Origin of the sequence: Solibacillus sp. FSL W7-1472 (assembly GCF_037969775.1) — a bacterium.
Lineage (GTDB): Bacteria > Bacillota > Bacilli > Bacillales_A > Planococcaceae > Solibacillus > Solibacillus silvestris.
In genome coordinates, this window is the sequence record NZ_CP150208.1 from 457843 (window position 1) to 484080 (window position 26238).

Here is a 26238-nt window from a genome sequence, read left to right on the forward strand (position 1 = left end):
ACAGAAAATGTGAGCATAATATGACAATGATAGCCCACGTATTTTTTGCTTGAAGGAGACATGCTATCATTGGTTTATCAAGTAGAGCGGTGTGCATGGAAGGCAAACTTGCTCACTCATTGATATGCTATGTTACTCATAAATCTCGTACATGACTTCGACAACATATAACCCCCCTATTTTTATATGGTCCCGTACGGATTCCAAAAGACGCCAATGCTGTAGTGAGCATTGGCGTCTTTTTTGTTTATCGTCCAGGCTAGGCTAAAGCGCCAACTCCTCAGACATTTCGGTCCCTCCAAAAGAGGCTCTCACGGTGTGAGTCATTGGGGGGCATGCCACAGGGACGTGGCGTTTTGCCCACTAGGAGTTGGACTGGCGCTTTAGCACACCTTGTTTTTAAAATTTAATTGTTGCTACTTCATGCATGTAATCGCCAAGTACTCGCAAGCCTTGGTCGAAGTTTTCAAGATGGAAGTGTTCGTTTGGTGCATGGAAGTTTTCGCTTGAAAGACCGAAGCCCATTAAGACTACAGGCAAACCTAAAATTTCATCGAATGCTGCAACGATCGGGATTGATCCGCCACCGCGCGTATAAGCTGTAGGTACTTCATATACTTTTTCATATGAACGACCTGCCGCCTGAATTGCCGGGTGATCGAATGGTGTTAAGTAAGGTTTTCCTTTATCAAATTCAGAAATCGTCACTTCGACACCAGTTGGTTTATGCTTTTCAATATGCGCTTTCAGTAAAGAAACGATTTCCTCAGGGTCTTGATCCGGTACTAAGCGGCATGTAATTTTTGCACCCGCTTCAGCAGGTAAAACTGTTTTAATGCCTTCACCAGAGAAGCCGCCGAAAACACCGTTTACTTCCAATGTTGGACGTGCCCATGTTTGTTCCAAGTAAGAATAGCCAGCTTCACCGAATAATTCTTTCACACCGACTTCTTCTTTTAATGCTTCTTCATCAAAGTTCAAATCACGGTAAGCTTGGCGCTCTTCTTCCGATAGGGGACGAACTGAATCATAGAAGCCTTCCACTTGAATTGTCCCGTGCTCATTACGGAAAGAAGCTAAAATTTCTGCAAGTGCATGGATCGCGTTTTGAACACCACCGCCATAAAGGCCAGAGTGCAGGTCACCTTTTGCACCGCGCACATCAATCTGCACACCTGTTAGTCCGCGTAAGCCATAGCATACTGCGGGTTTTCCTTTTGCGTATAGACCTGTATCGGAAATGACGATTAAGTCAGCTGCTAATTTTTCTTTATTGTCTTCTGTATACTTCGGAAGAGACGGACTGCCGATTTCCTCTTCACCTTCGTAAATGAATTTCACGTTTACCGGTAATGTACCTTCTGTCGCAAATAACGCTTCGATCATTTTTAAATGCATGAACACTTGTCCTTTATCATCCGAAGAACCACGTGCAAACAGTTTATTGTCGCGGATGGCCGGTTCAAAAGGAGGTGTTTCCCATAAGTTTAATGGATCAACTGGTTGTACATCATAATGACCGTAGAACAGAATTGTCGGTTTGCCTTCAGCATGAAGCCATTCCCCATAAACGACCGGATGACCCGCTGTTTCATCTACTGATACGTTTTCGATGTTTAATGATTTTAAGTGGTCCGCCAGCCAGTTTGCCGCTGACAACATATCTGCCTTGTGCTCAGATAAAGCAGAAATACTAGGAATACGTAAAAATTCGTTTAACTCCGCTAAATGACGTTCACGGTTTTCCGTAAAGTAACCGTCTAACTTTTCTAAATGACTCATATGGTTGAGTGCCTCCCTTTATTTCGGTTGTAGAAATAATTATAGCATAGAACATCTGGAAATCAGCTTCTCATCTTTCCTTTTTTTGAGCCTGCATCAAACACCCAATACATTGTCGCTGTCGCGATGGCAAAGACAATTCCGCCATATAAAGGCAAGTAAATGGATTCCATTATGAGTGAAATTGTCATTAAAAGCGTAAAGGAGATAAGTAAGTGCGCAAAGTATTTGTGGAACCGGTGATTTTGCGTTGTTTTTAATTCAATCAGGACATCAGAAAACATAACAAACGCAAATTCAATGACTCCATAAATTAGAATGAACCAAATTAAGTTTCCCCAACCTTCAAATTCAATTCCGACAAGCAGTAAAATGCCTACTTCCACAGAAATTGCGATTCCGATGATCGCTATAAATAGTAATCCGATAAAAATAAAGCCTATAAATCCTCCGAAATTCTTCATATAAACTCCTAACAAATTTGAATAGATAATAGTTAGTATAAATGATTTTTAGAAAAAAGAGGGAAGCACGCTCCGTCAGGAAATATAAAAGTACACTTTTTTCAATTGTTCTCTAAACGATTATATGGAGTACCCGCGAATAATCATTTTATAAACCCATTTAAAGTTAAGAAATACTGTATTGTGTTTTTGATAAATATGGAAAGCAATCGGTGCAACTTCTGCTCAAATACGCTACGATAAAAATAATAATTCCAAAAAGGGTGATTAAAATGTTCTATATACTGCTAAGTTATTTACTCGGTACAATCCTTTTTGCGGTCGTTCTAGGGAAAGTAAAAGGAATTGATCTTCAGCATGCGAATAGCGGTAATCTTGGGGCACGAAATGCCGGGCGTACATTAGGGAAGTGGGCTTTTATCTTTGTGGCAGTAGGGGATGGATTAAAAGGACTTCTCGTAGTAGTTGTAGGACGAATGCTTGAGCTTCCTGAACTGACGATTGCACTTGCTGTTATTGCTGTAGTGCTTGGCCATTTGTACCCGTTTTGGAATCGCGGAAAAGGTGGAAAAGGAGTTGCAACGGTAATTGGAGCAATGGTCGCTTTTTCACCGTTATTGATTTTCGTATTTTTAGCTGGCTTTTTATTGAGCCTGCTCGTAACAAAAAGTGCAACACTTAGTATGACAGGCGGGTTTATCTTGTATGGAATAATTATGAGTGTATATATAGAAGCAGGATTCATCGTAACAATCGCACTTGTTCTCGTTATTTGGAAACAGCGTCATAGTATTGTAGAAAGGGTGAAACCAAATGTACTGGAGTAAAATTGCAGCAACAGATGAAGAATTTGATGCAATCGCAGCATTAAACTATGAAACTTTTGTAGAGGAAATTCCTCAGCATGAGCACAATCCGCTGCGTCGGCTTATCGATAAATTTCATGATGAAAATGTGTATGTAATCGTCTATAAAAATACGGAAATGGTCGGTATGGTTGCATTCCGCGACACACGACCATTTTCAATCGATCGAAAAATCGGTAATGTAGAAAAATACTTGGATGCAGAAGTTTGCGAACATTTATGTGAAATCCGGTTGCTCGCGGTGAAAAAGAATCACCGGAACGGGCGTGTTTTTACGAAGCTTGCAACAGCGATCTATCGCTATTTTTATGATGTAGGATATACAGCATGCGTCATTTCCGGTACGGTCCGAGAAGAGAAAATGTATACGCAAATAGGGTTCAGGCAATTTGCGTCAGCTGTTGGAACAGAGGAAGCACGGTATTTGCCGATGGTTTTAACACGGCAGGACAGCGCGGTTTTCCGTGAGCGTCTGCGTGAACAGAATAGAGTGTTTTTTCCGGGACCAGTTGCATTGGAAAATCCGCTGATTCCGTCCACCATTTCCCATCGCTCCGTAAAATTCCAGCAGGAGCTTGATGATATGAAAAGCGGGTTATGTAAACTTGCAAAGGCAAATTACGTTATACCACTTGTCGGTACAGGGACACTTGCCAATGATGCGATGCTCGGCCAGCTGAAAAGTGAATTTCCTCTTGAAGGCGGACTAGTATTGGTAAATGGGGAATTCGGTCAACGTCTTCATAACCAGGCGAAACAGTGGGGACTACATATTGAAAAGATTGATGTTGGATGGGGAAATCCATTCGATATTGCAGAAATTGAAGCGTATTTACAAAAGGCGGGGTATCGATACATTTTATTTGTGCATGGCGAAACATCAAACAGTACATTAAATCCGCTTGCTTCGTTAGGTAAGTTGGCGGAAAAATATGAGATAAAGCTATGTGCGGACTGTATTAGTTCGTTTGGTTCCATACCATTTTCGATGCAGGGGCTTCACTATGCAACAGCAGTCAGCGGGAAGGCGCTTGGCACGGTGGCGGGACTTGCTTTCATCTTCTGTAAGGTACAACCGATTTCTAGTGATGCACCACTGTATTTGAATTTGCCTTATTATATTGAAAAGCAAATTCCGTTCACATTGCCGCATAGTTTTGTAGAGGCAGTAAGCGATGTACTAAAGTTGTATCCGGAGCGCTTTGAAGTATTGGAAAAGCGGATGGAGGCAATTAAGAATTCAACGCTTGATGTAACAGCAACTTATCCGATGATCGCTACATGGGAGCACCCAAAAATGGCTAAAATCCTTACTGCATGCGAATTAAATGATTTTTATCTGCATGGCGACAGCGCATATTTAAGAGAACGCAATATCGCTCAAATAAGCACAATCCAACCGAATTTTGAAAAAGATTTTAAAAAGTTAAATGAATTGCTTACTTATGTAATGGAAACTTTGTAGGGGGGAGGACTATGCGGGGGATGCAGAAACATTTATTTCGTTCAAATGATTACAACCAATCTTACAGCATTGTAAGGTAATTGAAAGCCAATCCGATAGAGTGTAATTGTTTAATTTGGCACAATAAGGTCATAAGGAAATTTAACATACACATACGATGTAATTATGCCAAGGGCGCACTTCATATAAAATCTATCGGAGGACTTTCAAATGAATGAATTATTAACGACTATTTATGATGAATACAACCGCTACATTTACCATCTTTGCTTAAAGCTTACACGCAATCAAAACGAAGCAGAAGATTTAATGCAGGAAGTTTGGGTAAAAGTTGTACGCTATGAAGAATCAGTATCAAAAGTAGACCATGTAAAAGCATGGCTTACAACAATTACGATGAATACATTCCGCGACCGCTATCGCAAAAATGTACGTCGCAGTAAATACATGATGAATCAACCTGAACAATTAGACGTACCGATTTTAGATTTGGTTCCCAACAATGATTTTACGACAGAAGAACTTGTGGAAAAAACAGAAATCACAAAAATCGTGCAGGAGAAAATGGCACAGCTTGATAGCATTTACCAAAAAACATTATGGTATTTCTATGTGGACCAATTCTCATTAGCCGAAATTTCCGAATTGATGAAAGTGTCAATCGGTACGGTGAAATCTCGTCTATTCCGCGCAAAAGCACGCTTAAAAGAAATTTTACTATCCGATAATGGTGTTGCAGAAGCAGTATTGGCTTAGTAAAAGATAGGACGAAAGCTATGGCAGAAAGTTGCCGTAGCTTTTTTTAATTGCCTGGAGATCAAAATTAATACGTGATTTGCTTTCAATAATATAATATGATAAATTATGAATGAACGTCGGTCATTAATTGTAGGAGGTAAGAGATGAAAAAGTCATGGATTTATGTAGGGTTAACAAGTTTGTGCGAATTATTATGGATTTATGGCTTCAATGTAGCAAGTGCGTCATGGCATTGGGCAATTATTATCCCACTTATCACTGTTGATTTTTATTTTTTAGCGAAAGCGTGTGAAGGACTACCGACAGGAACAGTTTATGCAATTTTTGCTGCCATTGGGACAATTGGTACGGCATTGATGGATGTTTATTTATTTGGTGAATCCTTTACAACATTGAAAATTGTATTCATAAGTATCATTGTAATAGGTGTGATAATGTTAAATATAGCGGATACATTGTCTGAACGGAAGGTAGAAAAGGGGGCGCTATAATTGGGATGGATTTTTGTAATTTTAGCTGCAATATTAGAAACAATTGGAGTTATTGGACTTAAGAAATTTAGTACCTCGAAGAAGCCGAAAGATTTAGTAACACTTGTTGCGGGTTTCGGTAGTGCTTTTTACTTTTTATATGCATCTTTTGAATATTTACAGGTAAGTATTGCTTATGCTGTTTGGATTGGTCTTGGAACAACAGCAGCAGTCATTATTAATATGCTTTTTTTCGGCGAGTCAAGGAGCATAGGAAGAATGGTGGCTGTGTTTGTGATTGTTATTGGAGTTTCCGGATTAAAATATGTTTCATAGCATAATATTATTGTTTTGGTACATTGTTTCTTCTTTGAACTTTCGTTATCATGAAAGTAGTTTTTGAATGAACTTCATTCAACAAGATAGGGGATGGCGTATTGAATAAAAAACAAAAAATTATTGAAGCAACAATTGAGCAATTTATAAATAAAGGTGTAGAAGGCACAAAAATTTCAGATATAGTTAAGGCCGCTGGAATTGCTCAAGGCACATTTTATTTGTACTTCCCTTCAAAATTTTCAGTCATGCCTGAAATTGCTAAATATGCTGTAGATGAAATTATGAAAAGTATCGAAGAAAATGTTAATTTAGATGAGTCTTTTGACCAAAAAATTGAGCAACTTATTAAAGCAGTATTCCAAATTAATGAGCAGAAAAAAGAGCTGTTTGCGATTTTATATGCAGGTCTTGCACAAAGTGAACATTTAAAACAATGGGAATCAATATATGCGCCGTTTTATGAGTGGGTGTATAATTTATTGAATGAAGCATTACAAAAAGGCGAAATTCGTTCGACTATTGATGCTTCACGTACATCGCGAATTTTAATCGGTTTATTCGAGTCGACAGCGGAGCAATTATATCTATATGATTCTACGACAACTGAAGAAATTCAGGCCCAATATGAGGAACTTGTTAAATTTACGAAAAGCGCATTGAAATAGATGCGTTTTTTATTTTATATCTATAAGACTAATGGATTTTTCTGGTAAATAAGTTGATAAAGCAGAAATTAAACTGTAGTCAGAGCAACAAACATTTTGTTTCAACAGAAAAAAGCGAGCAAAGAGCTGCTCGCTTTTTTAAAACTTCGTACATTTTTCAAAGATTGCCGTTAAAGTTTTAATTTCATCTTCTGTTAACATGCCGAACAGATTTTCGAAAAGATTGTCTACTTGCTGTTGAGAGCGTTCGAGTACTTCGATTCCTGCTTCGGTAATATGAATTTGCGAAGCGCGGCGATCCGTTTCATTTTGTGTTTTTTCAATGAGCCCCGCCTTAATGAGCTTCGTCGTCAAAACAGTCACGCCACCTGTTGTCACTTTCAGCTTTTCTGCAATGGCAGAAGGGCGCTTTGGTCCGTCTGTATGCAGATAAGCCAAAATTAAAATATGTGATTTTGAGAAGCCTAACTGATTTTGACTGTTCCATTGATTAGCAATTTTGCGTTCCAACGATGTCATCTGTTCAAAAAGTTCGGTTAACTGCTCGCGTTTATGCTCATTCATCAGTGTCAACTCCAAATATTATCACTATTCTACGGCTAATTTTTGAAGGGCATTTAATTCAAATGCACGTACTTTACGAGGGATGAAACGACGAATGTCCATTTCGTTATAGCCGATCTGAATGCGTTTTTCATCAAGTAAAATAGGGCTGCGCAACATACGAGGATGCTGCTGAATTAAGTTGTACAACTCTTGAATGGATAACTGATCAATATCAATGTCCAGATTTTTGAAATCATTCGAGTTTGTCGCAATAATTTCATCCGTACCATCTTCAGTCATACTTAAAATATGTTTAAACTCTGCTAAAGTCAAAGATTGAGAAGTTGTTCTTTTTTCAGTATAAGTAATATTATTTTCGTTTAGCCATTTCAATGCTTTTCGTGATGAGGAACAGCTCGATTGTGTATAGATTGTTACTGTCATAATTAATTTCCTCGCTTTCCCATAATCAATAATTTGGTGATAGCTTAGTTGTAAGACATTTACTTATAATAATATCTTACCAGTAAGCTATTAGTAATGCAACAAGTTTATTATATGTTTCCCTATATCTGTTTACCCATTCTTCTAATAAATTATACGTATAAAACTATAAAAAGTTTCTAATTTAATATTACAGTTTTGTAAAGTAGAAATTAGAAGAGGGAGGGGATTACTGGGCGCGGTGAGTTTTAAATAGGAAATTATTCTAATATGTAGTTGGAGAGTGCTCTAAAATACCGCGACTTTTTAATATATTCCTGAATTATGCAAGATAGAACTTTCTGTAAAAAAATTTTTTCTGGAATTCAGAGGATATTGAACTGAGAATACCAATAAAACAGCATTTGTTTCAACAAAATTGGCAGTGTTTCTAATAAATGCTCGAACATTTAATATATTCGTTAGTTATAATAAAAAGTCCTTGCCAAGCGCTATTATATTGGCGGAAAATTCCGAAAACTAAAGGTGATTTTCAAATATTTGCCACATTTATTCTGAGTAAAACAAACCGAAACTCAAAACAGCGCACTCTGTAAAAGAGTGCGCTGCTTCATTAAAAAACTATTTAAATTCGTTTAATTCCTTTGTTTCACGCGTCGTGAACCAATCTTGCACGTTCCACACTTTCGTAGCCAAGCCCTCATAGAATTCCGGTTCATGCGATACAAGAACGATTGTACCTTTGAATTCTTTCATGGCGCGTTTAAGCTCTTCTTTCGCATCAACGTCCAAGTGGTTTGTTGGTTCGTCAAAGATCAGCCAGTTTGTTTGATCCATCATCAGCTTGCATAGACGTACTTTTGCCTGCTCACCACCAGAAAGAGAATTCAGTGGGCGAGTAATATGGTCCGTTTTTAGACCGGCACGTGCCAATGCAGCACGAACTTGTGCTTGTTCCATAGAAGGGAACGCATTCCATACATCATCGATCGGTGTGATTTTATCTGCTTTTACTTCCTGTTCGAAGTATGATGGCTCCAAATAGTCACCTAAAATCACTTTACCGTCCAATGGTTGAACTTTGCCTAACATTGTTTTCAGTAATGTCGATTTCCCGACACCATTCATGCCGACTAACGCAATTTTTTCACCGCGCTCGATTTGGAATGTAAGTGGCGGCAATAATGGTTTTTCTTTATCATAACCAATTACCAAACCTTCCGCTTCCACTACGTAACGGCCAGGTGTACGCGCTTCTTTAAAGCTGAACTCCGGTTTTACGGCAGTTTCCGGGCGATCAATGCGCTCCATACGATCCAACTGCTTCGCACGTGATTTTGCACGACCACTTGTTGAGTAACGTGCTTTGTTGCGTGCAATGAAATCTTCCTGCTGCTTAATAAATTCCTGCTGTTTTTCATATGCATCGATATGCTGGCGCTTGTTAATTTCAGCAAGCTCGATAAATTTCTCATATGTGGCAGTGTAACGCGTCATTTTAGCAAATTCTAAATGTAAAATCACATCGACAACATTGTTCATGAATTCCGTATCATGCGAGATTAACAGGAATGCATACGGATAGTTTTTCAAGTAGTTTTTCAGCCAAGTAACATGCTCTTCATCAAGATAGTTCGTCGGCTCGTCCAGTAATAATACTTTTGGCTTTTCAAGTAAAAGCTTAGCAAGTAAAACTTTTGTACGCTGTCCACCAGATAATGCGGCAACATCACGCTCCAGGCCGATTGCATCCAACCCTAAACCACGAGCAATCTCATCAATTTTCATATCGAGGCTATAGAAGTCACCGGCATCCAATGCATCCTGGATTTCAGACATTTCTTCCAATAGGCTGTCGTAATCTGCATCAGGCTCGCCTAATTCCATAGAAATTTCATTTAAACGCTCTTCCTTCTTATATAAAGGTGCAAACGCGTCACGTAATGCATCACGCATTGAACGGCCGGCAGTTAAAACCGTATGCTGATCCAAATAACCGTAATGTGTGCCAGGCAGCCATTCCACTTTTCCTTCATCATGAATTGCTTGCCCTGTAATGATGCTCATCAATGTTGATTTCCCAACACCGTTTGCACCAACAAGTCCGATATGATCGCCTTCAACAAGACGGAACGAAACATCTTTAAATAACGTACGGTCACCAAATGAATGACCTAAATTTTCAACAGTTAATATTGCCATATATAATCCTCCGAGTGTTTAAGTGTTTGCTACTAATAACGTTGATTTTTGTTTGGCGGAAGCTTTACTCACCGCCTGCATTCCAATCAACTAGATTCTTCTAAAAAATTTATCCATTAAAAAACCCGCAACATTAAAGTGCTGCGAGCTGTTTGTTTAGTTCTGCTAGCCGTGCTTCCATATTTTCAAGGCGTGCGAGCGCTTGTTTTACTGAGTCTGCATGGCCAAGTGATTCTAGCTTTTCCATGTCGCCTTGAAGATTGATGTAATCATTCTTTAATTCGGCGATTTGCTGCTGAAGCTGGTCTTTTGTTAGCATCATTAATTACTCCTTTATTTTCGGAAATTAATCTTTTCATATTGTAACATAATGCATACATTTATGTGATGGGGAAAGCCTAATTTTTTAGTTAAATATGGGCCATATTATGACGGGCATAAGCTAAATCGAGCAGCAGGTTTTTAAGGATTTCATTATTTGTTAAAATTTCAAGACTGCGCTGCTTGCGTACAGCTCGTTCACGGCGCTGCTCATGAAGTAAAAGCTCCATCACGGCATTTTGAATAATGGATTGCTTCATTTTCCGACCTAGGCCAATATGGATAAAGCCGTTCATTTCGCGTGTGAATGCATAGTTCAGCTCATTATCCTGCTGGGCCGTTGTAATACAAGGAATCCCGGCTGCTGCCACTTTGTATGGTGTATAGTTGGCATTGCAAATAATCAAGTCTGCTTGCGGCATCAACTCGAGCAGGGCATCAGCTTTTTGAACGATGACAGTATTCTTCCGGCTTAGTGCCATCATTTTTAGACTATCAATGTCATGATGGTATTCATCGTCAATCGCGACTGAAATTTTTAATGGAATTTGCAATTGTGTTAAGTGGCGTAAAGTCCGGTAAGTCAGGTTGTTGCTATCCCCATCTTCAAATGCGACCACAATATGGGGTAGCGAGTCTTTAATCGAGCTGTCAGGTTTTTCAAGGATTTGGTGTGCGACCTTTTCTAAATTAGGCGGGACGGCAAACGCATAGCTGCCTGCCAGTTCATGTGTATGCGGCTCTTCATGGGATTCCCCAAACAGCGAAACGATATGACAGTCGCTAAGCTGTGCACCCATGCCAAAATCGTCAAAATGAACAATTGTCGAGCAAAACGGTTTAATCATTTCAATTTGTTCAACTTGGGTATCTTTACCTTCATGGATAATTAAATGAGGCTCCAATTCACGCATTTTCTTTTTAAGTTCGATAAAACGATCAAACTTTACAATATTTAAGCCTGTTTGGGCCAATTTATCAAGAAGCTGTTCGTTTGCAGTTTTTACAAAGAGAATGACCTCTTCATCCTGCAACAGATTTGCCAAAGTTACTGCACGCTCAAAAGGATATGTTCCTTTAATCTCACAATGCTCGATAATCCATATAATTTTTCTTTTTTGCACGTAAATCCCATCCTTTCCACTATCTCTATAAAATATGGTGGGATTGCCGAAATTATGAATGAAAGAGCTTTCTACATATACATACATCAAAATAAAGAAAAGAGGAAACATATGAAAACCATGCGTTCAGCGTTGGTCGTAGGTGCAACAGGATTGGTCGGTTCTTCCCTTGTGAAGTTATTATGCGAGAGTGAGGAGTATGCAGCTGTCAATGTCCTTTCGAGAAGACCGCTTGATTTTACGCACCCAAAATTAGTTGTAAAGCTGTGTGAATTTGATCAGATTGCAGATAAGGATATTGAATTTGCTCATGAGGTATTTTGTTGTTTAGGAACGACGATGAAAAAAGCCGGGTCAAAGCAACAATTTGAAAAGGTCGATTTTGAGTATCCATTAACGATTGCAGCCATCGCAAAAAACCGAGGAGTTGGTCATTTCATTGTTATTTCCGCAATGGGAGCAAATGAGAAGGCACTTGCTTATTATAGTCAGGTAAAGGGAAAATTGGAGGCAGAACTTATTAAAATGGATTTCCCGCGACTATCCATCGTACGTCCATCACTTATTACAGGAGATCGCCAAGAATTCCGTCTAGGAGAAACAATAGGCGATAAAGTATTAAAGGTGCTGAACCCAATCTTAGTCGGACCATTGAAAAAGATGCATTCCATTCCGGCAACGCAAATTGCATTGGCAATGAAAGTAATTGCACTACACGGGAAAAAGCAAAAAGTGGCGATATACTTATCCGATGAAATGCTGGAAATGCAAATGCCCATTATTGAAGAGAAGGAAGCTTTAGAAGAGGAAGAAGTGAGCTTTAACTGGGATAAATACAAAGAAGAAGTGCTATCGCCAGTAGGTATTGAGGACGAAGAGGTCAATCGGAAAAACGAAAACCCAAATAATAGGGAGTAATGCTGGTTATAAGGCTAATCTTATCCGCTATTTCTGAAACCGGTCAAGAAACGAAACCGTAACTAAACTTAGCAATGCTAGTGGGAAATTATCCTAATCCCTTTCCCGATATAACAATGTAAGACGAAAGACTGAAATTGAACTTAACTAAGCAACTACCTATTAAAAAGCAATGTTATTCTGATACAATATGAGTACAATGATTTACATGGAGGAACATTTATGAAAATATTACTTGTCGATGGAACCATTTTTGGTCGTAAAACCGGCGTTCTTTTGGAACAGGTTCAACAATATATTCAAGCTTTCAACCCTTCGCTAGAATTGGAGATTTTATATTTCTCGAAATTACAGCATCAAATTTTAGATGGCAGTCCGCTAAATGATGATATGAAAAAAATGATTCAAAAATTTGAAGAAGCAGATGCTTACATTTTCGCGTCGCCGATTTTCCAGGCGTCAATTCCAGGCGTACTGAAAAATGCCTTTGATATGATTCCACCAAAAGCGTTACGCTACAAGCCGGCAGCAATTATCGGCAATGGCGGAACATACCAGCATCATTTAGTACTGGAAAACCAGCTGCGTCCGATTCTTGATTACTTCCGCTGCCTAGTTACACCAAACTATGTATACACACATGCGGACCACTTCGATAAAGAAAATAAAATTATTGATGAAGATGTACACAACCGCCTGCGCGAACTTGCACGCGTATTCGTTCAATATTGCGAAATGACAAAAACATTATCAAAACAAGCAGTTGATATGCAATAACCATTAAGAAGCCTCCGTTTAAATACGGAAGCTTCTTTTTTATTACCTTCAGCAAATGCATCATAACTCCTCAAAAATTCATGTATATAAACTTGCGTATAATATATTTCTTTATTCAACATAATTTAGGATTAGGAAGATGCTATAATAGGATTGTTAAAATTTGTAATGAGGAGGATTCGTAAATAGTTTCAATTGAATCCAACGTCATTTTGAAGTACCATGAATATTTATGTAAAGAGAAGATTTTACTTCCGGAGCATTTGGAGGCGAACCGATAGTGGAACAAACGATATGGCAACAGGAAGAGACACATTTAAAGGAAATTAGTGCACTTCTAAAACAACAAATAAAGATTCAGTCCAATCATTTAAAAAAGCAAAAAGGCGACATTGTTGAGGAACGCTCACAAGCATCTTCGGAGTTTAACGATGTGTCAGGAGAAAGTGCCATCCAGTTTTCGCAAATGCTGCAAACGATGCAATTGCGTGAACGAGAGTATCTGAATGCAAGCGAACAATTAAGCAAAATGCAAATTTTATATAAAAGTCCGTATTTCGGGCGTATCTCAATTGAAAATGAAGAAGGCGAACGTGAACATTTATATATTGGCCTATCGACTTTCCGCGAACCTAAAACGGATGATGTGCTGATCTATGACTGGCGAGCACCGATCTCCAGCCTTTTTTATGAAAATAAAGTCGGAAAGGCGCGCTATCAAATTCCAGACGGGGAATATATTCCGGTTACAATACAAGGCCGCCGTCAGTATAAAGTAAAGTACGATGAGCTATTGCAAGTACTGGATGCGGATATTTATGTAGGCGATGAAGTGCTGCAAAGCCTGCTGTCGGATACGGCAAAAGAAAAGATGAAATCGATTGTCGCAACGATTCAAAGTGACCAGAATATCGTCATTCGTTCATCAAATAAAGATAATTTAATCGTACTCGGACCACCCGGCAGCGGAAAAACATCTGTTGCGATGCAGCGAATTGCTTATCTACTGTATGAATACCGCCAAACAATGAATGCACGTAGTATTTTGCTTATTTCGCCGTCCGATTTGTTCAATGACTACATTTCTAATGTATTGCCAGAGCTCGGTGAGGATAATGTTCAACATACGACGTATTACCGTTTATTGCGCGATTTGAAATTATCTTATTACAAAGCAGAGACAAGCTACGAAAATATTGAACGTCTTCAAAAGGGGAGCAAGGAGGAACGCGAGCACTATGCATTCAAAGGCTCGCATGCATACGTAAAGCAGCTGCTGAAATATATTGAAAGTCTAAAGAAGAGTGGCATGCCATTTTATAATTTGAAGGTGGAAGAAAAGCTGTTTGTTTCCGCTAAAAAACTGACCGATCTGTTTTATGACAAGTTCGGCACATTGGATATAGATTTTCGCCTAAAAAAAATTCGTACAGTACTGCTCGAAAAAATAGAGCAGGAAAAAAAGAAAGACCGCAAAGTATTAATGAAGGAATTAAAGGCGGTCAATACGTATATCGGCACAGATAAGGAAATCGAGCAACAGGCAAATGAAAAGCTGCAAAAAAAGTACGGCAAACTTGAAAATGCGATTCATCAGCTAGGTTTTGTGAATTTAAATAAAATGTATCTTCATTCGTTAACATTCCAAAACGATAATTTAAAAACACAAATGATTCAGGCTGTAACGACTGAAACGCTGAAACAGCGCATATTATATTACGAAGATTTGGCCCCAATCATGTATATGCAAGCGGTTGTAAAAGGCTTGTATACGGATAATACAATTAAACATATTGTCATTGATGAAATCCAAGACTATTCGTATTTGCAATTGTTGACGATTAAAGCAATGCATCCAAAAGCGCATTACACGTTGCTGGGTGATAAAAATCAGGTTGTGCATCCGCAAATGAAGGATTCGCTGGCAGGTCCATTGTCCAAGCATTTCAAAGCTGTCGAGCTGAATAAATCATATCGTTCGACAAATGAAATTACCGATTTTATGAGCGCGATTTTAAACAACACGACAACCGAGTCGCTTGGTGTATCTGGAGATAAGCCACAAATGATCGAAACGAAATCAGTGGGTGAAACAATTGCTCGTCTTGTCGGTTCGCATTATAAAGAAGAGGAAAGCTTCGTCATCTTATGCAAAAATAAGCTGGCATGCGAACAATTATACAATGAATTAAAACCGCTTCTTCCACAGCTTCAGCTCGTTACAGAAGAACAGAAAGTTTATATGAAAGGGCTGCTCATCATGCCAGGCTATATGGCGAAAGGCTTTGAATTTACAACTGTTCTTGTAGCAGATGCCAATGCCCATGCATACCGGGAAGAGATGGATGCGTATTTACTGTATACAATTGCTTCTCGAGCGACCCGCCAATTATTTTTAGTAACGGACGGAACAATGCCAAAAGCGCTTGCACACATCAAAGAACAGTATTATCGTAAGGAAGTGAACATTTAGGCGTCTTTTGCGTCTAACAGAGGAGAACTACTTTTTTAGGAGATACAAATGGAAAATTTTGATTTAATTTTAGTGTTAAAGCATTTTATTATCGGTATTGTCCAAGGCTTAACTGAACCAATTCCGGTGTCATCAAGCGGGCATGTCATGATTGTAAGTGAACTTCTGGGAATGGGTGAACAGGGCTTTACATTCGCGATTCTAACGAATACTGCATCATTGATTGCGATTATGTTTATTTACCGTGAAGATATTATTCGATTAATTACTGGATTTTTACTGTATATTAAAACACGAAATGCGCGATACCGTACAGACTTTAATTTTGCACTGTATGTCATTATCGGTTCGATTCCAGCAGGTGTTTTAGGTGTTTTGCTGAGTGATGTTATTGCAGATAGTGTGAGCATGACGACGATTGCGATTATGCTGTTTGTGACAGGTATTGCCTTATGGTTAATTCGAAATTTACGCGGAACGAAACGTGATGGGGATTTATCAGCAAAGGATGCCTTATTAGTAGGTTTTGGGCAAGCTGTAGCATTAACACCGGGAATTAGCCGGTCAGGTGCAACAATTATTTCCGCAATTGCTGTTGGAATGAAACAGGAGACGGCACTGCGTTTCTCATTCATGCTGTATATTCCGGTAAGTTTAGGTGGTGTCGTATTAGGGTTTACGGACTTCCTCGATGAGCCAAACAAAATGGATTTAGCCATTCCGTATACAGTTACATTCCTTGCGACATTGTTTATGACATATTTCGCTATGCGATGGTTCATGGGGATTATGAAAAACGGAAAGCTCCACTACTTTACGTATTACTGCTTTTTAGTAGGTATTTTATTATTAATATTCTTTTAAAACGAATGAACACGCTCGTAGTCTTTAAGGCTATGAAGCGTGTTTATTTGTTTAAGGAAAGGGAGACGCTAATTGAGGTTTTTCTCAATTTCTCGATTTGGCCGAATATAGTTCTCTATTTTTTTAGAGCGTGTATAACTAGATTGATCCTTTTTAAAAGCATCATGCAATGCCAATTCAATAGCGTTCAGCAAAAAAAGATTGACAAATGAAGTAGAGTTCTATTTAATTAGTTAGGTTAACTAACCATTATAGAAAATAAAGGGAGGTAATCTAATTATGACTTTCTTTTTACAATTGCACCGTTTTCATAAACGTTATATGCAGCGTCTTACTAGTATGCTGGCAGGGCATGAACTGTCCAATGCCAACTGGTCTTTGATGCAATATTTGGCGAATGAAGAGCTGGCTACAATGAGTCAAATCGCGAAATATTGGGATGTCGAGAAGCCAACTGTTTCTGCAAATGTTAAGACATTGACGAAACGAGAGCTTATCCAACTGAAACAAGGCAATGACAGACGTGAAAAATATATAAGTTTGACGGAAAAAGGAGAAAAATTGTATGAAAATATTTCCCCGGAAATTAAATTTCTACAAGATCAGCTATTAAATAACCTGACAGATGAACAACAGGAGCTTTTCAAAAAAGCGCTGTCTGATATGGAGAAAATATTGAAAGAAGGGCTAGAATGAAGGAAATAAAAGAACCTATATGGACGAAAGATTTTATTATTGTATCGATCATTAACTTTGTATCCATTTTAATGTTCTTTCTTTTAATGGTGACTATTTCAAGTTATGCAGTAGATACATACCATGTTTCTACAAGTATTGCGGGGCTTGTTTCGAGTATTTTTATTATCGGTTCATTGATCGGCCGGTTAGGGGCTGGGCGTCTTATCGGCAATATCGGGCCACAGAAGATGCTTTTAATTGGCCTTGTCTTATTTTTTGTTACAACAACACTCTATTTAATGGAGTGGGGCGTTGTCTATTTATTGATCATCCGCCTATTGCAAGGGATTGCAGTCGGGACGATCGGGACAGCGACAGGTACGATTGTTGCTATGATTTTACCGATCTCACGTAAAGGAGAAGGGATTGGATACTTTAGTCTTAGCGCGGTTCTGGCAACAGCCATTGGTCCATTCGTCGGCATGTTCATGCTGAAGCTTGAAAATGGCTTTGATGTCATTTTCTATATGAACACCGGTCTTTCGCTTATGTTACTAATTGCTTATTTCTTTGTTAAAATCTCTTTACCACCAGTGAACAAGCAAAATGGGCAACAGACAGAGAAGTTATCGTTTATCGAAAAATTTATTGAACCAAAAGCGCTTCCGATTTCATTTATTGCCTTATTAATCGGTTTTGCGTACTCTGGCGTCATGACGTTTATTACGTTTTATGCAAGAGAAATCAACTTAGTGGAAGCGGCAAGCTATTTCTTCTTGGCATATGCAGGAATTGTCATTATTTCCCGCCCGTTTACAGGGAAATTAATGGATGTTCGCGGTCCCAACGTGATTGTATACCCATGTCTTGCTGTATTCGCAGTAGGAATGTTGCTGTTTAGCCAGGCATCTGCAGGCTGGATGCTGTTAGTAGCAGCTGTCCTAATTGGTTTTGGCTACGGGAACTTCAATTCCATTGCTCAAACAATTGCGGTTAAAGTAACGGAGCCTCATCGATTCGGCTTAGCAACATCGACATATTTTATTTTGTACGATTTAGGATTAGGGGTAGGGCCTTTTATTCTTGGAATGATCGAACCCCATACAACATACCGAACAATCTTCGTTTCTATGATTCCGCTAATTCTTATTTGTATCCCGCTTTACTATTTATTAGTAGGAAGAAAGCAAAGGCTAGCGTAAGTTATGACAGTTTATCAGTTTAGGTAAATAATCGGAATAACAACTTCATGTCAGGATCATACTAGCAATAAGCATGTATCTTCTAAAATGGTACATGCTTATTGTGTATTTAGTTGAAAAGTGATAAAATTTTGAAAATTACAAAAAGGAAGAGAGTCCACTATGCAATATTCTGATAGTATTTTAAAAACCCCGTCATCATTCATCCGCAATATTTTAAAGGTAACGGATGCGTACGACGTCATTTCATTTGCGGGAGGCTTGCCAAATCCAATCTCATTTCCAATTGATGAGTTAAAACAATCGGTAAATGATGCGATTGATGCGAATGGTGCAAAGGTATTCCAATATTCTACGACACAAGGCTATTTGCCGCTACGTCAGTATATTGCAGACAAGCTTAATAACAAGCAATCGAATTTAAATTATACAGCAGAGGATGTCCTTATTACGACAGGATCCCAGCAGGCATTGGAGCTAATTTCCAAAGTTTTGCTGAACAAAGGGGACGGCGTTGTTATTGAAGAGCCAGGCTATTTAGGCGCGATCCAGGCTTTTACATTACGTGAACCAAGTTTCTACGGTGTCACACTGGAAACAGAAGGGCTGAATGTTGAACAGTTTAAGGATGCGCTAAAACAGCCAAATGTGAAAATGGTATATACAGTACCAAATTTCCAAAATCCTACTGGGTTAACGTATACGAAAGAGCGCCGTGAAGAAGTGTTTGAGGCGGTAAAAGATCAAGATGTCATTTTTATCGAGGACGATCCATATGGCGAGCTTCGTTTTACTGGTGAACACTTGCCGTATATCGCAGCAGGGAAGATGACGAACAGTGTCGTATTAGGTTCGTTTTCAAAAACGGTTACACCAGGTATGCGCCTAGGTTATATTTTGACGAAAAACCATGAACTACTAAATCATGTCGAAACTGCGAAGCAGGCAACGGATTTACATACTAATATTTTTGCACAATATATTTTGCACCAGTATTTAACGAATAATGAATATGAAGCGCATGTTGAAAAAATTATAGCGCTATACAAAACACAAGCGGATGCAATGCTGGCGGCAATGGAAAAATATTTCCCACCATATGTGAAATATACAAAACCTGAAGGCGGTATGTTCGTGTGGGTCACACTTCCGGAAGGAGTAAATGCGCTTGATAAGTTTACGGAGGCGATGGAGAAAAAAGTGGCATTCGTGCCGGGAAATCCATTTTACACGGATAAAGAATCAGTTAACACACTACGCTTGAACTATACAAATGCAACACCGGAAACGATCGAAGAGGGTATTAAACGTTTAGCGGAAATATTATAAGAAAATGTGGGGGAGCTATTGCTCGGAGAAATTCGAGTGATAGCTTTTCTTATTCTGTGTATTTATACAAAGATAAAAGGATATGTGAACTTAAAAAACCGTTGCACCATTTCTGCTTTTTCCACTAACACCGTTCCTCTATCGTTAATTTGCAAAAAGTAAGGGAAATAATTACATGCACACGCAATAGTTACATACAGCTTATCCCTTCAAATTACAAATAAATTAGAAGTGCCGTTATCATGAACAAAAGTTACGGAGTTAAAAGAGATTGTCGGATTATAATGGATTTCCTGGGAAATAGGGTATACGATACATCGATTTACACTATATAATTTCAATTTGCGACATTTCACCGTCGATATGATGCCTTCATCAACTTTCTTCATTAAATGTACTCGTTTTAAAGTGGTTGAATGGTTGCCAAGCACACAGTTATCGCAAATAGCAGAACTTTCACAAGCAGGAGGGGGACCTTCCGGAGTTAATAAGTACATTTACCATCATCGCGATTTGGGCAGTAATAGCTATTTATCAAATCGATTATATTATTCAAGAAACGAACGAAACATGAATAGGTGTAAAAAATAGAAATAGCCGTGCCGAAAGTTAATCTCCGGCACGGCAATTTTTTTCATCATTATGAAACTATAAAAAGAAGCATACCCAATAGAGTATGCTTCTTGCAACTAACTATGTGAACTTAATTCGTTAGAATTAAAGTTTTGTTACGTTAGTAGCTTGTGGGCCACGGTTGCCTTCTTCAACGTCGAATTCAACTTTTTGACCTTCGTCTAAAGTTTTGAAACCTTCGCCTTGGATAGCTGAGAAGTGTACGAATACATCGTTACCGCCTTCAACTTCGATGAAACCGAAACCTTTTTCTGAGTTAAACCATTTTACTGTACCTTGTTGCATGAGAGAAAACCTCCAAAAAATTAATTAATTGAATTGCTAAATGTATAAAAAATTCACACATTAAAAAAGGGAGCGTACACGTTCACTTTTTTAATATGTGAATTGATCGTAAACAGCTTAAGCAATTTAATTAAGTTTATTGTATAACAACATTATCCAAATGTCTACTAAAAATTCTCGAAATACAGTAGAGAATTTTGATTTTTCGTACAAATGAAGGGATAGTATGAGTTGAATATACCGATATAATAGTGCTTTTATATTGTTTAAAAGGAATAATAAGTAAAAATTTATGTATTTAATAATTTTTTTACCTTTTATTAAAAAATATTCGTTATCAACTACCCAAAATCATTTTTGAATAATTTTGTTGCTTAAAACTAATATACCCGTCCTTTCAAAAGCTAAACATCATATTATATTCTTATACAAATTTATTGTGACATTCAATTATATTTTTTCAAAAACGGACGTAAAGCAAATACGTCTAGGTACTATTGATGTATGGTATAGTTGGTTCAAAGAGTTACGAAAGGATTGTTTACAATGGTTAAAAGCTTAGTACTAGCAGAGAAACCTTCAGTTGCACGGGATATTGCGAATGTGCTGAAGTGTCATAAAAAAGGTAATGGATTTTTAGAAGGAGACAAATATATCGTCACATGGGCTTTAGGACATTTAGTAACGCTGGCAGATCCGGAAAGCTACGACGAGAAATATAAGAAGTGGGATTTAGCAGATTTACCGATGCTGCCCGAACGTCTGAAACTAACAACAATCAAGCAGACAAGCAAACAGTACAATGCCGTAAAATCACAGCTTACACGTAATGATGTTAATGAAATTATTATTGCAACAGATGCCGGTCGTGAAGGAGAACTTGTTGCACGCTGGATTATTGAACGCGCAAAAGTAAATAAACCGGTTAAACGTCTATGGATTTCTTCGGTTACCGATAAAGCGATTAAAGAAGGCTTTGCGAATTTAAAGCCAGGGAAAGCATATGAAAATCTATATTATGCAGCGGTTGCCCGAAGTGAAGCTGACTGGTATATCGGACTGAACGCAAGTCGCGCATTATCGACGAAATTTAATGCACAGCTTAATACAGGTCGTGTACAAACACCGGTTGTTGCAATGGTTGCCGCTCGTGAAGATGAAATAAAGAATTTCAAACCTCAAACGTATTACGGAATCGAAGCTCAAACGAAAGAGCTGAAATTGACATGGCAGGATCAAAACGGCAATGCACGCAGTTTTGATAAAGAAAAGATCGACAAAATCGTTCATACATTAGATAAGCAAAATGCGAAAGTCATCGATATTGAACGTAAACCGAAAAAGACATTTTCTCCTGGACTTTATGATTTAACTGAATTACAACGTGATGCGAATAAGCTATTCGGATATTCAGCAAAAGAAACGTTGAATATTATGCAAAAGCTATATGAATCACATAAAGTGCTCACATACCCGCGTACGGATTCACGTTATCTTTCATCCGATATTGTCAGCACATTACCTGAGCGTTTGAAAGCTTGTTCTGTAGGGGAATATCGTACGTTAGCAAACAAAGTACTAACAAAGCCGATTAAAGCAAGTAAATCGTTTGTTGATGATAGTAAAGTATCCGATCACCATGCGATTATTCCGACTGAAGAATATGTGAATTTTGCGAACTTCAATGATAAAGAGCGTAAAATTTACGATCTGGTTGTAAAACGTTTCCTTGCAGTTCTTTTCCCTGCACATGAGTATGAGCAATTAACAGTTCAAGCCGAAATCGGGAAAGAGAAATTTATCGCACGCGGTAAGACGGTTATTTCTGCTGGGTGGAAAGAAGTATACTCGAATCGTTTTGATGACGAGGAAACTTCAGAGGATGTGAAGGAACAGCTGTTGCCGCGTCTTGAAAAAGGACAAGTGCTAAACGTGACATTGCTTGCCCAAACATCTGGACAAACAAAACCGCCAGCGCGTTTTACAGAGGCGACAATACTGACAGCGATGGAAAATCCGGCGAAATATATGAACACGCAAAACAAAGCGCTTGCCGATACATTAAAATCGACAGGTGGGCTAGGGACTGTTGCGACACGTGCCGATATTATCGATAAATTGTTCAATTCGTTCCTTATTGAGAAGCGTGGAAAAGACATTCATATTACGTCAAAAGGCCGCCAGCTGCTGGATTTGGTACCGAATGAACTAAAATCTCCGGAAACAACGGCACAATGGGAGCAAAAGCTTGAGCAAATTGCTATGGGCAAGCTGAAAAAAGATGTCTTCATTAATGAAATGAAGCAGCATACAAAAGCAATCGTTGCCGATATTAAAAACAGCGATAAAAAGTTCAAGCATGATAATATTTCAACGAAGTCCTGCCCGGATTGCGGAAAGCCAATGCTTGAAGTAAACGGGAAAAAAGGAAAAATGCTCGTATGCCAGGACCGTGAGTGCGGTCACCGCAAAAATGTCTCGCGTGTAACGAATGCCCGTTGTCCGCAATGTAAGAAAAAGCTGGAGCTGCACGGACAAGGTGAAGGCCAAATTTTTGTATGTAAGTGCGGTTACCGCGAAAAATTATCCGCATTCGAAGCGCGCCGTAAAAAAGAAGGCGGCGGTAAAGTTGATAAACGCAGTGTTCAAAAATATTTGAAGCAGCAAGAAAAAGAAGTAGAGCCAATTAATAACGCGTTTGCGGATTTATTAAAAGGCATGAAATTTGATGAGTAATTCGCTTTATTGATTACATGCAGGAATGGAAACCGTACTTTAACAAGTGCGGTTTTTATGTTTTAAATGGGTACCGTAGTTTCTTTAAATTCATCTAATATAGCGTAAGAATCGAATCCATTGGCGCAGTACCATTCGCAACGGCATTCACTTTGTTAACGTATTGCTTGTTGATTAAATACCTTAACGGCTGCTCTACGGCATTGAAATATTTGAATGTATCCCGTGCCATTTCATCCCATTCTTCATAATAGGTTAAATAGTCATTTGCCGTTACTTTAGTTCTCGATGTGCCTTCCTCAGAGATGCACTCAAAATCCTCAACACCTTTTAAAGTTCCATAATCACATGTTAATTGCTCGCCAGGTTGAATGTCTTTTGCGGCCATTTGAAAATTATAAGCTGTATCGACACAATTTGGTTTGAAACTGTGATTCATATATTTTGCGTGATCCCAATGAAGGACATAGATACCGTCAGTTTCTAAGTACGCATATTTATAGACATCCGCTTTTTGCAAATCACCAAGGCTTTCGATAAACTCCTCTGTCAGCATCAAGTCAAGGCCATCTTTAATCCAAACAATCGTCCCTTTAGGGATTAGTTTAGTTGCAAAGACACCGACGCCTACCTGCTCACTGACAAATTGAATTTCTGTATGTGGATGCATCATTTGTTATTCCTCCTTAAAAGTAAAACCCATTTAAATGTTATGTTGAATAAGAGACAAGTTATTTCCTTGAAAACAGATTGTTTTAATATGTTTATGTCATTACTTTCTATTTGGAATAGGCTTTAGTCAGTATTTATAATGCTTTGATGCATTGGATTTTATTGTAGAGGGAGAATTTCATTTCATTACAAAATCATGAGGATAGGGATGTTTTGATGGGGGTATGTATGACCTGTTGGATAAAGGGGAATTAATTTTAAACACATCAAAAATACCATTTTCTCCTTAGAGAATAATGGCATTTAGGCAACTTTATTTTAAGCAATATTTAGCAACGACTTCTGCACCAGCTTTTGCTGCAACTAATAATGCCCGTTCATCAATATCAAACTTTGGATGATGGTTCATATAAGGTACATCTAAGTACGTTGGTTGGCAGCCAATATAATAAAAAGTGGACGGCTTTGCGAGTGCATAATACGCAAAATCCTCTGACCCTGAAAACAACGGTGCTTCTTCAATCGCAATGATTTCTTCCTGTTCCGAAGCTTCCAATATTTCAACGACAAAGTTTGTCAGGTCCTTATCGTTAACTAACGGTGGATAATCCTTTTTGTAAGTGAGCGTGCAAGTAACACCAAACTGGACTTCTAAACCGTCTACTAACCGTTTGATTTCCTTTTCAATCGTAGCGTGAACAGTGTCGTTCATATAACGCACATCACCTTCAAGCGTTACGGCATCTTTAATAACATTAAACGTTCCTTTTCCATCAAATGAACCGATTGTAACGACACCCATATCATACGGGTTTAACCGTCTGCTAATAACCGTTTGTACAGTCGTTACAAAGTTCGAGGCTGCAACAATTGCATCATTCGCCAGGTGAGGGGACGAACCATGCCCCCCTGTACCATGTACGACCAATTTGAAAAATGAGCGGCCGGCCATTGCAGCGCCAGCACGATATCCGATATGTCCGACTTTAAATGTTGGGAATAAATGTGCCCCAACAATAATTTCACAGTCATCGAGTAAACCGGAAGCCATCATACTTTTGGCACCACCAGGCGGTTTTTCCTCTGCATGCTGATGAATAATTTTCACTGTTCCGTGCAATTCATCTTTTAACTGGATGAGACAGTCCGCTAAAATGAGTAAATACGCGGTATGACCGTCATGACCGCAAGCATGCATGACACCCGGGTTTTTCGATTTAAATGGGACATCTGTTTCTTCTTCAATCGGTAAAGCATCAAAATCTGCACGTATCCCGATGACAGGACCTGGATTTTGCCCTTGAATTTCTACAATAATTCCGTACCCATTGCCGACATTGCGATGGACCTTTACGTCTTTATTTGCATAGAAATCCGCGATATACTGTGCTGTTTGCTGTTCTTCAAAGGAGAGTTCCGGATGTTCGTGTAGATGACGGCGAATGGCAATCATCTCATCGTTTCGTGCTGCTAACTTATCCATTAACTGTTGTTTAATTGTCATGATGTTTGTTCACTCGCTTTCATTTTTTCAAGAATTACGGCAAAGAGGACTGTTCCTGCAATACAAATAAATGTTTGGAACGACGGCGGAATGGGGCCAAGCGCTGCAAAAATCCCTAATCCAATAGCACCGATTCCCCAAACGGGTTTTTTTAATGCGAACTGCGCAAGCACTCCACCAAAGATAGCCGGCAATACAAAGCTGAAGCTGGCGCGGATTGACTCAGGCAACGCATTAATTAAGTAAGACCCCCCTAAAATCACAGCTATAAGCATTGTTGTATTCACAATGGAAGCGGCAGAAATCGCTAATGTTGCGGTAACTTCACCTTTGCGCGTCCCTGGCTCTGCTTTTACGATGGATTGGGCAATAGATGCGCTAGGTAAGCACATATTTCCGATATTACCTGTTAGAAAGGCCAAATACGTGCCCGACACACCTAAAATAGGGTAGTAGCTAATTGGCTCGACAAACCAGATGATCGATACAACGGCCCCGTAACTTAAAAAACCTGTTAAGATAACAGACCAACCTGGATGGTACCCTAGACCAAATGATAAATAGAGGGGAAGGGCTATCGTACAAATGATGACACTCCAAATAGTAAGACGACCCCAGAAATGTGCCTGACTATGAAACATTGCAAAGTTTTCCTCGCTTTTTGTAGGTGAAGCATCTGTTGTGTGACGCTCTAAAACGACCATTTTAATCATCCTCCTT

The 26238-nt window shown here is 38.8% G+C and carries 25 protein-coding genes; 14 read left to right on the forward strand and 11 right to left on the reverse strand.

All coding sequences use genetic code 11. The annotated features are described in order from the left end of the window. Positions 1–399: 399 nt before the first annotated feature. Positions 400–1782, reverse strand: a complete 1383-nt coding sequence (locus tag MKY07_RS02285) for a dipeptidase (RefSeq protein ID WP_339263666.1) — start codon at positions 1780–1782, stop codon at positions 400–402. A 62-nt stretch (positions 1783–1844) separates the two neighbouring features. Next, complete coding sequence (locus tag MKY07_RS02290) at positions 1845–2246, reverse strand: YrvL family regulatory protein (RefSeq protein ID WP_008404691.1); 402 nt, start codon at positions 2244–2246, stop codon at positions 1845–1847. 272 nt (positions 2247–2518) lie between these two features. Here MKY07_RS02290 and MKY07_RS02295 point away from each other — a divergent pair, with 272 nt between their 5' ends. The 6 genes from MKY07_RS02295 (at position 2519) to MKY07_RS02320 (ending at position 6810) form a co-directional block, all read left to right on the forward strand. Then, on the forward strand, positions 2519–3073 hold the full coding sequence (locus MKY07_RS02295; protein WP_065216676.1) for a glycerol-3-phosphate acyltransferase: 555 nt from the start codon (positions 2519–2521) through the stop codon (positions 3071–3073). Next, complete coding sequence (locus MKY07_RS02300) at positions 3060–4577, forward strand: aminotransferase class V-fold PLP-dependent enzyme (protein WP_339263667.1); 1518 nt, start codon at positions 3060–3062, stop codon at positions 4575–4577. Before MKY07_RS02295 ends, MKY07_RS02300 begins: the two co-directional genes overlap by 14 nt. A 210-nt stretch (positions 4578–4787) precedes the next feature. Beyond that, positions 4788–5333 (forward strand): RNA polymerase sigma factor, encoded by a 546-nt coding sequence (locus tag MKY07_RS02305; protein ID WP_008404685.1) that lies wholly within the window; start codon positions 4788–4790, stop codon positions 5331–5333. A gap of 146 nt (positions 5334–5479) precedes the next feature. Further along, the gene (locus MKY07_RS02310; protein ID WP_339263668.1) at positions 5480–5827 is read left to right on the forward strand and encodes an SMR family transporter; all 348 of its coding nucleotides are present in this window, start codon (positions 5480–5482) and stop codon (positions 5825–5827) included. Next, a complete protein-coding gene (locus MKY07_RS02315) occupies positions 5828–6142 on the forward strand; it encodes a multidrug efflux SMR transporter (RefSeq protein ID WP_008404681.1) in 315 nt (104 codons plus the stop codon). Between the two features lie 101 nt (positions 6143–6243). Further along, positions 6244–6810, forward strand: a complete 567-nt coding sequence (locus MKY07_RS02320; RefSeq protein ID WP_065216674.1) for a TetR family transcriptional regulator — start codon at positions 6244–6246, stop codon at positions 6808–6810. Between the two features lie 138 nt (positions 6811–6948). Here the strand turns inward: MKY07_RS02320 and MKY07_RS02325 are convergent, their stop codons facing one another. From MKY07_RS02325 to MKY07_RS02345, 5 genes are all read right to left on the reverse strand, one after another. Then, the gene (locus MKY07_RS02325; RefSeq protein ID WP_008404678.1) at positions 6949–7374 is read right to left on the reverse strand and encodes a MarR family transcriptional regulator; all 426 of its coding nucleotides are present in this window, start codon (positions 7372–7374) and stop codon (positions 6949–6951) included. A gap of 24 nt (positions 7375–7398) precedes the next feature. Continuing rightward, the gene (gene spxA / locus MKY07_RS02330; protein WP_008404676.1) at positions 7399–7800 is read right to left on the reverse strand and encodes a transcriptional regulator SpxA; all 402 of its coding nucleotides are present in this window, start codon (positions 7798–7800) and stop codon (positions 7399–7401) included. Positions 7801–8421: 621 nt separating this feature from the next. Further along, positions 8422–10002: an ABC-F family ATP-binding cassette domain-containing protein gene (locus MKY07_RS02335; protein WP_339263669.1), complete on the reverse strand. Its 1581-nt coding sequence runs from the start codon at positions 10000–10002 to the stop codon at positions 8422–8424. A 133-nt stretch (positions 10003–10135) separates the two neighbouring features. Further along, a complete protein-coding gene (locus tag MKY07_RS02340) occupies positions 10136–10321 on the reverse strand; it encodes an SE1832 family protein (RefSeq protein WP_173364565.1) in 186 nt (61 codons plus the stop codon). A gap of 91 nt (positions 10322–10412) precedes the next feature. Further along, complete coding sequence (locus MKY07_RS02345; RefSeq protein WP_339263670.1) at positions 10413–11447, reverse strand: CMP-N-acetylneuraminic acid synthetase; 1035 nt, start codon at positions 11445–11447, stop codon at positions 10413–10415. 111 nt (positions 11448–11558) lie between these two features. Here MKY07_RS02345 and MKY07_RS02350 point away from each other — a divergent pair, with 111 nt between their 5' ends. The 7 genes from MKY07_RS02350 to MKY07_RS02380 all read left to right on the forward strand — a co-directional run bounded on the left by MKY07_RS02350 (position 11559) and on the right by MKY07_RS02380 (position 19688). Beyond that, the gene (locus tag MKY07_RS02350; RefSeq protein WP_014824809.1) at positions 11559–12365 is read left to right on the forward strand and encodes an NAD(P)H-binding protein; all 807 of its coding nucleotides are present in this window, start codon (positions 11559–11561) and stop codon (positions 12363–12365) included. A 222-nt stretch (positions 12366–12587) separates the two neighbouring features. Beyond that, complete coding sequence (locus MKY07_RS02355; protein WP_008404666.1) at positions 12588–13142, forward strand: NADPH-dependent FMN reductase; 555 nt, start codon at positions 12588–12590, stop codon at positions 13140–13142. A gap of 280 nt (positions 13143–13422) precedes the next feature. Next, positions 13423–15615 carry an RNA polymerase recycling motor HelD gene (gene helD / locus MKY07_RS02360; RefSeq protein WP_008404664.1) on the forward strand — a complete coding sequence of 731 codons (2193 nt, stop codon included), beginning with the start codon at positions 13423–13425 and terminating at the stop codon, positions 15613–15615. A gap of 48 nt (positions 15616–15663) precedes the next feature. After that, complete coding sequence (locus tag MKY07_RS02365) at positions 15664–16479, forward strand: undecaprenyl-diphosphate phosphatase (RefSeq protein WP_008404662.1); 816 nt, start codon at positions 15664–15666, stop codon at positions 16477–16479. 279 nt (positions 16480–16758) lie between these two features. Then, complete coding sequence (locus MKY07_RS02370) at positions 16759–17175, forward strand: winged helix DNA-binding protein (RefSeq protein ID WP_008404661.1); 417 nt, start codon at positions 16759–16761, stop codon at positions 17173–17175. Further along, positions 17172–18359: an MFS transporter gene (locus MKY07_RS02375; RefSeq protein WP_339263671.1), complete on the forward strand. Its 1188-nt coding sequence runs from the start codon at positions 17172–17174 to the stop codon at positions 18357–18359. The genes MKY07_RS02370 and MKY07_RS02375 overlap by 4 nt, the downstream gene beginning before the upstream one ends. Before the next feature lie 162 nt (positions 18360–18521). Next, entirely contained in the window at positions 18522–19688 is a 1167-nt protein-coding gene (locus MKY07_RS02380) for a PLP-dependent aminotransferase family protein (RefSeq protein ID WP_008404656.1), read from the forward strand. Between the two features lie 717 nt (positions 19689–20405). Here MKY07_RS02380 and MKY07_RS02385 read toward each other — a convergent pair. Further along, positions 20406–20606, reverse strand: a complete 201-nt coding sequence (locus tag MKY07_RS02385) for a cold-shock protein (protein WP_008404655.1) — start codon at positions 20604–20606, stop codon at positions 20406–20408. Positions 20607–21152: 546 nt separating this feature from the next. On the opposite strand from MKY07_RS02385, the gene MKY07_RS02390 reads away from it, so the two are divergent. After that, positions 21153–23342 carry a DNA topoisomerase III gene (locus MKY07_RS02390; protein WP_065216668.1) on the forward strand — a complete coding sequence of 730 codons (2190 nt, stop codon included), beginning with the start codon at positions 21153–21155 and terminating at the stop codon, positions 23340–23342. A 94-nt stretch (positions 23343–23436) separates the two neighbouring features. Here MKY07_RS02390 and MKY07_RS02395 read toward each other — a convergent pair whose 3' ends face one another. The 3 genes from MKY07_RS02395 to MKY07_RS02405 all read right to left on the reverse strand — a co-directional run bounded on the left by MKY07_RS02395 (position 23437) and on the right by MKY07_RS02405 (position 26222). Then, positions 23437–24015 (reverse strand): SET domain-containing protein, encoded by a 579-nt coding sequence (locus MKY07_RS02395; protein ID WP_014824805.1) that lies wholly within the window; start codon positions 24013–24015, stop codon positions 23437–23439. A 312-nt stretch (positions 24016–24327) separates the two neighbouring features. Then, positions 24328–25518, reverse strand: a complete 1191-nt coding sequence (locus MKY07_RS02400; RefSeq protein ID WP_339263672.1) for an amidohydrolase — start codon at positions 25516–25518, stop codon at positions 24328–24330. Then, positions 25515–26222 (reverse strand): small-conductance mechanosensitive channel, encoded by a 708-nt coding sequence (locus tag MKY07_RS02405; RefSeq protein ID WP_339263673.1) that lies wholly within the window; start codon positions 26220–26222, stop codon positions 25515–25517. Before MKY07_RS02405 ends, MKY07_RS02400 begins: the two co-directional genes overlap by 4 nt. Positions 26223–26238 lie beyond the last annotated feature (16 nt).